Raw genomic sequence first — 13,044 nt, 5'->3', positions numbered from 1 at the left:
CATACAATATCGAACGTTAACAGCGAGGCGCTCATGCCACGTGCACCACGACTTCTTCTCCAGGACAGACCAAGCGTCTATCATGTTATGTCCCGTACTGCTTTGGATGGATTTCCATTTGGCGATGGAGAGAAAGAGATATTACTCTCTGTTATTCGACGTTTCTCCAAAATCTACTTTTGTGACATCATCGGTTTTGCTCTGATGGGCAATCACTTCCATCTTCTTGTTCGAATGCATCCCGAAGACAGTATTGCCGAGCATGATATCCAAATGCGATTCCAACAGGTTTATGGTGATGATGCATACACCAGTCATAACCGCCTCATGGAACTTCGACGCAAATGGACAAGCTTATCGGAATTTATGCGCGAAATAAAACAGACGTTTTCACGCATCTACAATAAACGACATGCTCGTCGTGGCACACTGTGGGGAGAGCGATATAAAAGTGTTCTCGTTGAAGATGGTCATGCATTGATCAATTGTTTGGCATATATTGATCTCAATCCGGTACGCGCAGGTATTGTACGCAAGCCAGAGAACTACCGATGGAGTTCCATTGGCTATCATCTCCAAACGGGAAATCACGACCACCTGCTCAGCCTGGATTTCGGACTGGCTGACAGCGATATTGAGCCGGAAGAAAGACAACGCCTTTACAGGCAGTTTCTCTATGAAACCGGGGCGATACCATCGAACAAAGGCAAAACGCTCAACACTGATCTTATCGATCAAACCCGTCAGACCAACTTTTCATACTCACGAGCCGAACGTTTCCGCCTGCGCACACGCTGGTTCACCGATTCCGGTATTATCGGCTCCAAGTCGTTCATTCACAGCGTTGCCCAACATCTCGGCTTAGCTGGAGCAACAAAACGCTCGCCACAGAATATCTCCGGACTCGACATGTACTCGCTCAAACGACTGACGGAGTCGACGGGGTAAATGCGTCACTCTCTCTTTCCCAGCTTTCTACGCGTGACAGTATGACGATCGATTCGTCATGAGTATCTCACTACAATGGGATATCTTTTCCTTTTTTACGCCGTTGCACCATTGCTTCTGCGATAGCAACGCACTGCTACACATCTCGAAACAAGCACTCCAGCAAATGTACATGAGGAAGCTCCACGCTCTACTCGCTTGACGACCTGTAACATTGAAAACAATTACCAGGCCAACATATTTCGCCTGTCCCCTATTCTTGACGAAAAACATACCGCTTACGCCGGAAACGTCATCGTAAAGCTCGCACCACCGTCCGGAGCATTATCGAGTTCAAGTTTTGCTTCGTGGCTCTCCAGGATATTGGCGGTAATGGCTAATCCCAAGCCGGTGCCGGTATCTTTTGTCGTAAAAAACGGATCAAGGAGCTTGTCTTTGGTCTCGTTTGACAATCCAGGCCCGGTATCGTGAATACTCACCACCACATGCCCTGCTTCAACGTTTCCTGTCACCGTCAAGCTATGATCCTTATCCGGAACGCTGGCCATGGCGTCGATGGCATTGGTCACGATGTTATAGACGGCGCGGTACAGCAGGTCTTTGTCCCCTTTGATCGGTAAATGTTCGGGGTACTCACGGTGTTGCGCGATGTTCTGTTGGTGACATTTCGGTTCGAGGAACGTAAGCGCCTGGTCGAGCAAGCGACTGACATCGACATCCTCAACCCGTGGGGCTTTGGGGCGAGCGTAGTCGAGAAAGTCCGTCACGGTTTTGCTCAATCGTTTGGATTCATCAAAAATAGCCTGAAGCAACTTCTTGTTGATATCGGTAGCATCTTTGTTTTTGCTGACGAGCAGTTCAGCCGTGCTCCGAATAATACCGAGAGGGTTACGAATTTCATGCGCAATACCGGCGACCACGCGTCCCATGCTGGCGAGTCGTTCCTGTTGCTGCAATTCACGCTCAAGCTGTTCACGCTCCCGGCGACGCTCGAAAATAACGCGATCAGCCCTCTTGAGGATCATCCGCACAACGAGCGCCAGCGCCACCGAGACACCGAGCGCCGACAAAATAATAATACGCTGAAAAATAATGACGTTTTGATAGTCCTGGCTAATATCCTGCGAGAGCTCCAGAACCCCGGTGATCGGGCCGGCTTCATCCAAAGCACGCTCGGCACGTAACGGGTAATAGGTCCGCAACACCACAGTTTCCGGCTTGGCTCGAAAGTCGAAAATCGCGAGCAGATTATCGACACGACTGACAAGTTGAAAACTCGTCGTTCCTTCTTCAATCGCCTTTTCGACGGCTTCCCCTGCCATGTCCCGTCGGCCGACGAGCGCTTTATCCGTGGCATAGGAAACGTCACGATTGAATCCGTAAATACGAACTTCCATCACGTGAAAACTATGTGTTGTCGACGTGATCACCTTTTCAAGCAATTCGTATTGTTCTTTTTGCTGCAATTCCACGCCACCGTACCGAACAACGGCCGGCAACGTGAATCGAGTGAAAATCTGGTGATTCAGATTTTCCGCGAGAAGGAGAGCAAATTCCTGCTGCCGCTCCAGAATGGAGCGGCGGGTGTAATTGGCGAGAAAAATCGAGAGAACAAGGCCCGACAGCAAGATCAGGACAATCGAACTCCAGGAAACGACTTTAAGCAACCCGAACGATTCATCATCTTCTTGCGTCGGAGCCTTGGTCACAGCTTAGAACTCCTGCCGTTGTTTCTCTTCCCACAAAAAGGTCTCGACAGCGGCCTTTTCATCGGCCAGCCCTTCTTGCCCTAAATGGGCCTTCACAAGCTGGTTGAGACGCCGAACTGCCGGCTTGCTTGTCGCTGGAATATCGATCAACCAAGACAAAAAGAGCGTGGTCAGTTCCATCAAAGCAAAGAAGCGACCGGCATTGCGCAGGTCATTGCCTTCCATTTGCAGCTCCATCAGGGGCACGTTCGCTTCACTCAGTGCGATGGCACTGCACAACGATTCCGCCTGATGCAACTCGCCCAGTCTTTTTTGCTTGAGATACTCATGTGACGAAGGCGTATTATCTGGAAAATAGAGACCTTGCGGCAAATTCGGGCAGGTTAACATGATACAACCCTTGTCACGCGGCCCTTCGAGATACAACTGCAAGTGAGAGTGATGCGCCGATACGCCGTTGGCCGTCAGCGGTGTTCCGCCTTTGGCTTCGCGTCCGAGGCTTTGCGCCCACAGGTGAGAGAACCAATCACTAAACGGTTCCCAGCTCGGAATATAATTGAACATGATAAGCTGGTTGAAACCGTGGTTGAGCAACGACCAACTCCAGGTCGCCAGTTTCCAGGCCGGATGCTTGGATAACGACTGTACCGTTAGAACATCGTTAAACAACGGGCTCGAAATATCGAGTGCCCCTTCCCCGATCGCCTTATAATCGATCCCCAGAAACTCTGCCGGAACCAGACCGGCTGCCGAAAAGACGGAATATCGACCGCTCATGAACGGCGCAATCGTCACGTTCTGCAGTTGGTGCGTATTGACTTCGTCGCGCAGAAAACCAGTTTCCCCGGTGATGGCACACACATGGTCGGTCCATTTGGAGCCGAGATAATCGTGCAACCATTGAACCGCCAAAAGATATTGGCTCACGGTTTCCAGGGTGTTTCCCGAGCGGCTTACCGGAACAATAACAGTCTTTTCCGGAGGAAGTTTGGTGAAAAAGGCGTCGAGCGTGTTCACATCGACATTATCCGCCACCCACAACCATGGACCATTATGGCCCGGCCGATCCTGTTCGGTATAAAACGCTCGCCGCAGAGCTTTGGCTCCAAGAGCCGAGCCGCCAATACCAAGCAGCAACATGTGATCAAATTTGGAAAGAAACGGCTGCAGCTCTTTGAGTTTGGCAAGCAGAGTCTTCCAGTGGGGCAAATTCAGAAATGGGAGCTTGCCGCCCTCGGAACTGCATACGGCTTCGGTGAACCGGTCCACGAATTCAGGAATGCGTGCCTTGGCTTCGCCTTGGTGCATGGAAGATGGATACGCGTGGGTCCAGTCCAAAATGGTGCCGGCCATAGGATTCTCCTTGCTGACTGATCGCTGGCAAAATGCTGAGTGTCGAGGCCCGTGACGGGCCTCGTTCCTTGTCTATTGTCTCATCTTTTCCCAAGAACTTACAGCCGCGTCAATACCTCACCCACCCGATTCAGGGCATCGGTCAAAACCTCGTCTGCCACAGCGTAAGAAAAACGCACGCATCGGTCATCACCGAACGCAACGCCTGGAACGGTCGCGACTTCGGCCTGTTCCAAAATGATTTTGGCAAGATCGGCGGATCCCGTGACAGCATCGTTATAAAACGTCGACAAATCCGGGAAGAGATAGAAAGCACCATCCGGTTTCACACAGTGTACGCCAGGCCAGGCCGAAATAATCGACAACGCGAGGTCACGACGTCGCTCAAACGCCTCACGCATCACCTTCACCCCTTCAAAAGATCCGGTCAAAGCGGCCAAGGCCGCTTTCTGTGCAATCGAACAGATATTGGATGTCTGCTGGCCCTGAATTTTGTTCATGGCCTTGATTAAGTCGGGATGAGCCATACAGAACCCGACACGCCAGCCTGTCATAGCAAAGCTCTTCGCCAATCCATTGCAAATGGCAAAATGCTCAGGATACTTGGCAAACCAGGGAGACAGCGAGGCCGGTTCGGCTGGAGGATAGACAAGTTGGTCGTAAATTTCATCGGAAACAACCAAAATATTGCGCTCCACGGCCCAGGCCGCAATCGCATCGAGCTTGTCTTTTGGATACGTGCATCCCGTAGGGTTGGACGGAGAATTCAGCACCAAAATGCGGGTGCGCGGCGTCCAGTACTTATCCAGTTCTTCCGGAGAGGTGAGAAATCCGCTTTCCTGCGTTGTGGGCACAATGACGGGATCCCCCGACGCCAGAAGCACCATGTCGGGATAACTGACCCAATACGGTGCAGGAATCAGAACTTCATCTCCGGGATTGAGCAGGGCGGTAAAAATATTATAAAGCGACTGCTTGCCGCCATTCGTAATAATAATGGTTTCCGGCCCTGATTCGACCCCATAAAAGGTCTTGAAGTATCCTGCCGCAGCGTCACGTAATCCAGGAATACCCGGAACCGGAGTGTAGCGGGTGAAATTGTCGTTTATGGCGTCAATGGCCGCCTGTTTGACATGGTCGGGCGTGTTGAAATCGGGCTCGCCCACGGCCAGACTCACGATTTTTTTGCCCTGTGCCCGCAGCTCTTGTGCTTTGGCGTTCATCGCCATTGTTGCTGAAGGCTTGATCTTGGACAGTTTAAGAGAAAATTCCATGCGGCCCCGCCTTTTTGTTGTTTTATATGTTTTTCGTTAATGAAAGAGCCTCGCGGCCGCGCAAGGCATCAGGTCCAAGACATGTCTCACACCCAATGAGACGATTGAACAAGGCCGGGCGCGGACGGGATACGCGCCGCACAATGGCCGGTCTTGCCTTCGCCGTGTCCACGTATGTATACGCGTCACGGTCGAACCCGATTCTTGTAGTGGAAAATCAAGTGAAGGTAAATTGCATGTGTCAACCAGACTTCGAAAAAAACAATAAACAATCACAACCGCTTGTCCCTCTTGGCCCTACTCTGTCGGCACGTTTTTTACGACGAAGTAAACGTTTTCTTGTCGAAGTTGCGTCAGGCAACGAAACATTTTGGGTTCATACCAATAATTCCGGCAGCATGCTCGGCCTGCTGCATCCAGGACAAGAAGTCTTGCTTTCGGTCAGCTCCAACCCGAAACGGAAGTTGCCGCACACGCTGGAAATGGTCCGTCTCGGCGGTGATTCCGGATTCTGGGTTGGCGTCAATACTCTTACGCCAAACAGAATGATCAAAGCAGCGTTCTTGGCAAATCGTCTTCCGGAAACCGCGGGTATGGAACAGATTAAAACCGAACCAGCCTTTGCCCACGGTCGTCTTGATGCACTGCTTACCGGACCGAGCGGCCAAATCTGGATTGAAACAAAAAATGTCACCATGGTTGAAGACGATGTCGCCGCTTTTCCCGATGCCGTCACCGAACGCGGTGCGAAACATCTCGAAGAACTGATACGCCTTACCGCCGAACCGAACACACGAGCGGTGGTTTTTTATCTCATTCAACGCCCCGACGGCCACTGCTTTGCCCCGGCCGACTATATTGACCCCCATTTCGCCAAAACATTCTATCGTGCTCAAGAGGCTGGCGTCGAAATGTGGGCGTACCAAGCCATCCTGAGTCCGGCTGGAATCGATTTGGGAGAACGTTTACCAGTCATACAGGAGTGATAAAGAGCATTCTTTCTCTTCAAAGAACCCCATTGTTCGCGTAAGTATGACTTATGAAAGACAAGATGCACTCGTCGACGCATCGCATTCGCTCTCAACGAACACTGAACACCCAACACAGAGCGCATCCATGAGCATCATTGAGCAAGACGTCGAAAGCTGGGAGAATCTTATAGAGATTCTCTACGAAAGATCCTGGCAGGAAGATTTGAAGCGTTATCGCTCAAACTACGTTTTCAGAGGACTCACAGATAGAGATTACAATCTGCAAACCAGCCTGCGAAGGTTAGACGGCCCCTTTGCGAAACTGGAACGCCATTTACTCAGAAATTTTCGCAAATACGCCCCGCTTGGCAATGTCGATCAATATTTTTCCGACTGGAAATGGTTGACCATAGGCCAGCATCACGGCCTTCCCACACGATTTTTAGACTGGACCTATTCGCCGTTTGTGGCCCTACACTTTGCCACGGCCAACATTGACAAATACGATAAAGACGGCGTTGTCTGGTGTGTCGACTTCATGCGTGCCCACCAATCCCTGCCAGAACCCTTGAAAAAACAACAGGAATACACCGGTTCCAACGCATTCACCCTGGGCATGCTGGAGCGCGCGGCCAAAAAAATAAAAGATTTCGACACGCTCTCGTCAGACCCGTTTGTTGTCTTTTACGAACCCCCGTCCATGGATGAGCGCATCGTCAACCAATTCGCCCTCTTCTCCGTCATGTCCGATCCCGCGACGTGCATTGACGACTGGCTCAGCCAGACACCCAACCTCGCCAAAAGAATCATCATCCCCAGCAAGTTGAAGTGGGAAATCCGCGACAAGTTGGATCAAGCCAACATCACGGAACGCGTGCTCTTCCCCGGCCTCGATGGTCTCGCGGCCTGGCTGCGACGACACTACAGCCCAACTATTTATCACTTTACGCCGGGAATGGCGTCAAGCTTGCCGGCCAACTCTCTTCCAAGTCGACCTCTAGAACCAAAACCCCAAAGAAAAAATCGCCCCGTCTCTGAAAACTCGAACACAGGCAGACGCAGGGTTAAATTTCGATTGAAGAAGCTGTGATGAGGTGGGGGCTTTCTGGGCGATAAACGTTGTAAGTTGTTGGGAGGGTGAGTAAATGAAGAAGCAAAATAATGATGAGTGTGCCCCTCTCCAGCTCCACCCAACAACAATCTGTCCTGATCCAGACAAAACCCAAAGGAAAGCAACGTCAACGCTTCTTGAGTCTTGTCTCGGCGTGGCATTAAAAAGCCATGAGTTCAATTTCCTTCAGTTTCTCCAAAAATTATACCAAAGCAGATTGATCGATTTTCCCAATATCCAACTGTCATTCTTATTGAAGGCTAACTTGCTGGCTTTATTTGTGATAAAATCAGATATTGAAAAGAATGGTCTAATAGGCTGTAATAAATTGACTTGAAACATTCATCCAGTCGGCTGTTAAGAAAAAAGTTGCTGGACAGGTGTGTATTGATGCAAACAGAGCAATTGCAAGAGACTTCACATTGGATGTTATTTACTAACATTTAACCAAAGAAATCAAAAGAGATGGCTACATCTTCCCTTTCCTATCCTCATAGCAGAAGAAAATGGTTCTCATATAGACATGATTTCTTTGGAGCTGTATTTACAACAGAGTTAAGAAAAAATTTTTCAGAGCAGCGACGTATTTAAAAAAGGCAAGCCATGATTTTAAGCCAAATTTCTGTTGAGCTCTTTCGGACACGGACACAAGTATGCTCTTTCATGATCTCTTTGGCATATGCTTTCATGGTGGTTTTATGTGTGCTTGGGGGGACACCCACATCAAGTGCGGCCAAGGATACAACTGAAGCCAACGCCCCCCTGGTCATCAAGGTTGGGGTTTACGATAACTATCCCAAAGTATTCGAGGACGCGTCAGGTCATTACCGTGGCATTTTTCCGGACATTCTTTCCGCCATATCCGCAAAGGAAGGCTGGAAACTCCAGTATATTCCCGGAACCTGGACGCAATGCCTTAACAGGCTCGAATCTGGGGAGATCGATGTCATGGTCGACGTTGCCTACTCCCAAGAGCGGAGTAAGCAGTTCACTTTCAGTGATGAAAGTACGTTCATCAACTGGGGTGTGGTCTATACACGAAGTGGGCTGAACGTGGAGGAACTGCCCGACCTTCAGGGGTTGCGTGTGGCCGTGATGAAAGGAAGCATCCATACCTCAAGCAACCAGGGAATCAAAAGTATATTGGGACGTTTCAACATCAAACCGTCCCGTTACCTGGAGGTGGATTCCTATAAAGAGGTCTTTAGTCTGCTCGATACGGAACAGGCCGACGCCGGCGTTGTGAACCGAATTTTCGGCGCTGTGTTTGCGAAGGACTACAATGTGCAAAAGACCCCCATCATTTTTAATCCCAGACAGTTACAATTTGCCTTTCCCCCACACGGTCCGCATACCCCCATGCTGAAGGCGATCATAGACAAGGATTTGCGTGCGCTGAAAAAAGACAGGGACTCTATATATTATCAAGCACTAGACCGCTATCTGACCATGGGAGCTTTGGCATTTGCTCCTGAGGGGACTGAAGACGGAGAGACCAACAAGGTAATTCTGACTGATGAAGAACGCGACTGGATACGTAAGCATTCAGTTATCCGCTATGCCGTAGACCCTGAATTCGTGCCGTATGAATTTCTGGGACCAGATGGCTCATACGATGGGATTGCTTCAGATTATGTCAAGTTGTTGTCGAAACGCCTGGGATTAAATTTTGAACGCGTTCCTGATCTAACATGGACCGAAGCCATGACAATGATTAAGCAGGGGAAAATTGATGTCTTACCGTGCGTGGGGAAGACCGAAGAACGCCAGAGTTTTTTACATTTTTCTCGCCCATATTCGCAGTTTCATCGTGTGATCATCACTCGAATCGATACGCCCTTCATTACAGGCCTTGAGGACATTGCAGACTTGCGTGTGGCTGTGCAAGGCAACTCATCCAATGCCGGATTCCTGGAAAGCCATACCGACATCAAACCAATTTTCTTTGCGACGCTCAAACAGGCGTTATTGAGCGTGTCCGACGGCAACACCGACGCCATGGTTGGCAATCTTGCCGCTTCTGCATATTGGATACGCAAGATGAACCTCACCAATCTCAAAATTGCCGCTCCTGCCGGACAAGACCAAAGAAATCTGTACTTTGCCGTACGAGCGGATTGGCCGGAACTGGTGCGCATCATTAACAAAGGCTTGCTTTCCATTACATCAGAGGAAGAACAACGCATCATGCAGCGTTGGGTGGGCGTGGAATTCAAGACCGGCATCGAGCGCGGGGTGGTGCGACGATACATCATCAACGCTTCAATTATCGCGTTGATCGTATTAGCTGTTATTCTCTTTTGGAATTTCAAGCTGAAAAAGGACCTGGAAAAAAGGCGCGAGGCTGAGGCAAGACTGCGCTACAGCAACGAGTTGAAAAATGTGCTTTCCGAAGTATCGACAAAGTTCGTCAATCTCCCGTCACGAGATATCAATGAGGAGCTACACCAAGCCTTGCAGAATATCGCTTGTGTTCTCCATAGCCAGGAAGCCTACCTATACAAGGAAGTTTCAGAAAACCAATTGTCGTGCGTGTATCATTGGAAGGAAGGCGCTGAGCGCACCGATATATGCAATTTTCTGGAGCCCGTTGCAACACATGCCCCATGGCGGATACGCGAGATAAAAGACGGAACTGTTTTCAATGTCCCCAACGTATTGAAAATGGACGAAGCTCTTGTTGCCAGCAGGGATTTCCTCTTAGAACGTGGAGTCGGTTCCTTTGTAGAGGTGCCACTTTATTACGCATACATGGTTGTAGGACTCCTGGGAGTGGCCTCTCAGGAGGACGAACGAGAGTGGAATTCCGAGGAAATCAGCTTTTTAAAACTCATTGGTCAGGTTTTCACCAACGCGCTCATGCGCAAAAAGTACGAAGATGCCTTACAACGGAAGACATTCGAATTACAACAGGCTAACGACCAGCTCAAAGATCTTGATCGACTCAAATCCATGTTTATAGCCTCCATGTCCCATGAACTTCGTACTCCGCTCAATTCCATTATAGGATTTACCGGTGTGATGCTCCAGGGCATGACCGGGGAATTGAATCCGACACAGAAAGACCAGCTTTCCAGAGTGCATCAGGCATCCAGGCACTTGCATGAATTGATCACCGACGTGATCGACATATCAAAAATTGAGTCAGGACGCATTGACGTTCATGTGCAGTCCTTCCCTCTTAGAGAAGTAATTGATGAGGCCGTCACGACCGTGAAGTCGCAGATCAAGAAAAAAGGTCTGGATTTACAACTGAACATGCCTGAAGATCTTGCCATGCACACGGATCGCAAACGTGTCTTACAGTGCCTGATCAATTTCTTAAGCAACGCCGTCAAGTACTCGGAGCACGGCGAGGTGGTGATTGACGTAACCTCCACGCAACAGACCGTGGAGATTGCGGTGAGCGATACCGGCATCGGCATTGACGAAAAAGACTTCCCTCGGCTTTTTGAAGCCTTTGAGCGTTTTGACTCGCATCTGAAAGTCAAAGCTGGCGGCACAGGTCTGGGGCTTTATTTAACACGTAAATTGGTGACCGAACTGCTTTGTGGTGAAGTTTTTGTCAAAAGTGAGTTGAACCGGGGCAGCACGTTTGGCATGCGCATTCCCATGGATTTGGACAACGCCAAGGAAAGACAGGAAACAAGACCGGAGACAGAGGCATGAAACGCGCATTGATCATAGAAGACAACGAGAACAACCTGGAACTTATCTCGTTCATTTTGAAAGCCAACGGCTACACCAGCCTCAGTGCGATAAACGGTCAGGACGGCGTGGAAGCTGCATTACGAGAGTTGCCGGACTTCATCCTCCTGGATATCCAATTGCCTGATATTCCAGGCACCGAAGTGCTGCGACAACTCCGAGCGCAGAGCGAAACAGCGTCGATCCCGATCATCGCAGTCACTTCGTATGCCATGGCAGGTGATCGGGAAAGGCTCCTGGCCGCGGGTTGCGATGGCTACATCGAAAAGCCTATCGACCCCGTCCTCGTCATGAAACAAATCGAGAAAATTTTAAAGGAATTTTGATGGGCACATTGATACTGGTTGTCGAAGACGACGAAAACTCCAGGCTGCTTCAAGAGACCATGCTCACCAGCCAAGGGTATCACGTGCACAGTGCAGAACACGGCAAAAAGGCTGTGGAATTCCTGCGTGAGAATGATGTGGACTTGATTATTTCGGATATTCTGATGCCGGAAATGGATGGGTACGCCTTGTGCCGTTTCTGCAAGTCCGAACCACGGCTGAAACATATTCCCTTTGTGTTTTATACGGCAACCTATACCGACACAAAGGCCGAACAGCATGCGTTTGATGTCGGGGCCTCGAAATTTCTCCTTAAACCAATGGAGGTTAATGATTTTCTGGAAGAAATTCGCATTGTTCTCGAGCAATACAAAGCCCACAGGCTCGAAGTGCCACCCGTGGTCGCTAAATCGAACAACGAACTCAATGCTGACTACTCCTCAATTCTCGGAAAGAAATTGGAGAAGAAAGTTAAGGAAGCGAATGAGGAGCGACGGCGTGCACACTTAAGTGAAGAAACATACCGAAAGCTGGTCGAATTTGCTCCCATCGGCATTATGCGCGTCACTACGGATGGCAAGCTTCAAACCGTGAATGAAAGAATGTCGCTCATGCTCGGCTACGCTTCTCCCGAAGATATGCTTAAACACAGTAACTCCTATGTGCATATCGTATATCACGGCCAAAAGGAAAGGGAGCGTTTGTTGGACTTATTGCACAAGCAAGGAGAGCTCCACAACGAAGAAACCGTCTTCAAACATGTGGATGGTAGCGAAGTATGGGTGGAAGTGAGTTCGCGCATTATATCGGACCAAGCAGGGAGTGCTGTATGTTATGAGGACTTTGTCATTGACATTACGGAACGAAAGCATACGCAAGAAAAACTCATTTTAGCGAAAGAAAGCGCTGAAGCTGCCAACATTGCTAAATCTGAATTTCTGGCCAACATGAGCCACGAGATACGGACACCACTCAATGGTGTAGTCGGTATGCTCCGGCTTATGGAAGCGACAGAGCTCAATACAGATCAGAAAAAATTCAACAGAATGGCCTTGCTTTCAAGTCTACGACTCACTCGTCTTTTGTCGGATATCCTGGATTTATCCGCAATGGAGGCCGGCAAGATGGACATCATTATGGAGCCCTTTGATTTTAAGGACGCTATCGATAATGTTGTTCAACTCTTTTCGTCGGCTTTTATGGAAAAGAAACTGGAATTGAAGATGAACATCAATCCGAACATTTCCTCCAGACTGATCGGCGATATGCCCCACCTGAAACAGGTGCTCAATAATTTAGTGGGCAACGCTATCAAATTCACCGAGAGTGGACATATAACGATTGACGCCCACCCTCTCCCCCCTTCAACAAAGGATGAGTATCGAGTCTTGTTCTCTGTTTCCGATACAGGCATAGGTATGCCCGACGAATTGATCGGACGCCTATTCACCCCGTTCACCCAGGCAGAAAGAAGCTTTAGACGAAGATTTCAAGGGGCTGGTCTGGGATTAGCCATCTCCAAGAGCTTAGTAGAGCTCATGGGTGGAAACATGTCGGTTGTAAGCGAAGAAGGAGTCGGTTCGACGTTTCACGTATGCATTCCTTTCAAAAAAGCTCCTCCCCTCACGTCTCTCTGATCAACAT

10 protein-coding genes are annotated in these 13,044 nt (G+C 49.5%); 7 read left to right on the top strand and 3 right to left on the bottom strand.

Going from position 1 to position 13,044, the window contains the following annotated elements:
- The first annotated feature begins 33 nt into the window (after positions 1-33).
- On the top strand, positions 34-948 hold the full coding sequence (locus G451_RS26595; protein ID WP_034640096.1) for a transposase: 915 nt from the start codon (positions 34-36) through the stop codon (positions 946-948).
- Positions 949-1,226: 278 nt separating this feature from the next.
- On the opposite strand, the gene G451_RS0100275 is transcribed toward G451_RS26595, so the two are convergent.
- From G451_RS0100275 to G451_RS0100265, 3 genes are all read right to left on the bottom strand, one after another.
- Positions 1,227-2,657, bottom strand: a complete 1,431-nt coding sequence (locus G451_RS0100275) for a sensor histidine kinase (RefSeq protein WP_027182702.1) — start codon at positions 2,655-2,657, stop codon at positions 1,227-1,229.
- Positions 2,658-2,660: 3 nt separating this feature from the next.
- Complete coding sequence (locus tag G451_RS0100270) at positions 2,661-4,010, bottom strand: hypothetical protein (protein WP_027182701.1); 1,350 nt, start codon at positions 4,008-4,010, stop codon at positions 2,661-2,663.
- 98 nt (positions 4,011-4,108) lie between these two features.
- A complete protein-coding gene (locus tag G451_RS0100265) occupies positions 4,109-5,284 on the bottom strand; it encodes a pyridoxal phosphate-dependent aminotransferase (protein WP_027182700.1) in 1,176 nt (391 codons plus the stop codon).
- Positions 5,285-5,520: 236 nt separating this feature from the next.
- Between G451_RS0100265 and sfsA the strand changes: the two genes are divergently transcribed.
- The 6 genes from sfsA (at position 5,521) to G451_RS32000 (ending at position 13,037) form a co-directional block, all read left to right on the top strand.
- Positions 5,521-6,270, top strand: coding sequence for a DNA/RNA nuclease SfsA (gene sfsA / locus G451_RS0100260; protein ID WP_027182699.1), 750 nt, complete (start codon positions 5,521-5,523; stop codon positions 6,268-6,270).
- Positions 6,271-6,400: 130 nt separating this feature from the next.
- A complete protein-coding gene (locus G451_RS26590; protein WP_084448272.1) occupies positions 6,401-7,345 on the top strand; it encodes an FRG domain-containing protein in 945 nt (314 codons plus the stop codon).
- A 55-nt stretch (positions 7,346-7,400) separates the two neighbouring features.
- Positions 7,401-7,703, top strand: coding sequence for a hypothetical protein (locus tag G451_RS0100250; RefSeq protein WP_027182698.1), 303 nt, complete (start codon positions 7,401-7,403; stop codon positions 7,701-7,703).
- Between the two features lie 350 nt (positions 7,704-8,053).
- Positions 8,054-11,035, top strand: coding sequence for a transporter substrate-binding domain-containing protein (locus G451_RS0100245; RefSeq protein WP_211236311.1), 2,982 nt, complete (start codon positions 8,054-8,056; stop codon positions 11,033-11,035).
- Positions 11,032-11,400: a response regulator gene (locus tag G451_RS0100240; RefSeq protein ID WP_027182696.1), complete on the top strand. Its 369-nt coding sequence runs from the start codon at positions 11,032-11,034 to the stop codon at positions 11,398-11,400. Before G451_RS0100245 ends, G451_RS0100240 begins: the two co-directional genes overlap by 4 nt.
- Positions 11,400-13,037, top strand: coding sequence for a hybrid sensor histidine kinase/response regulator (locus G451_RS32000; protein ID WP_051260957.1), 1,638 nt, complete (start codon positions 11,400-11,402; stop codon positions 13,035-13,037). Before G451_RS0100240 ends, G451_RS32000 begins: the two co-directional genes overlap by 1 nt.
- The last annotated feature ends 7 nt before the right edge of the window (positions 13,038-13,044 follow it).

Source organism: Desulfovibrio inopinatus DSM 10711, from assembly GCF_000429305.1.
Taxonomy (GTDB): Bacteria; Desulfobacterota; Desulfovibrionia; order Desulfovibrionales; family Desulfovibrionaceae; genus Alteridesulfovibrio; species Alteridesulfovibrio inopinatus.
The sequence above is the reverse complement of the archived record's forward strand: the minus strand, read 5'-3'. Positions and strand labels throughout refer to the sequence as shown.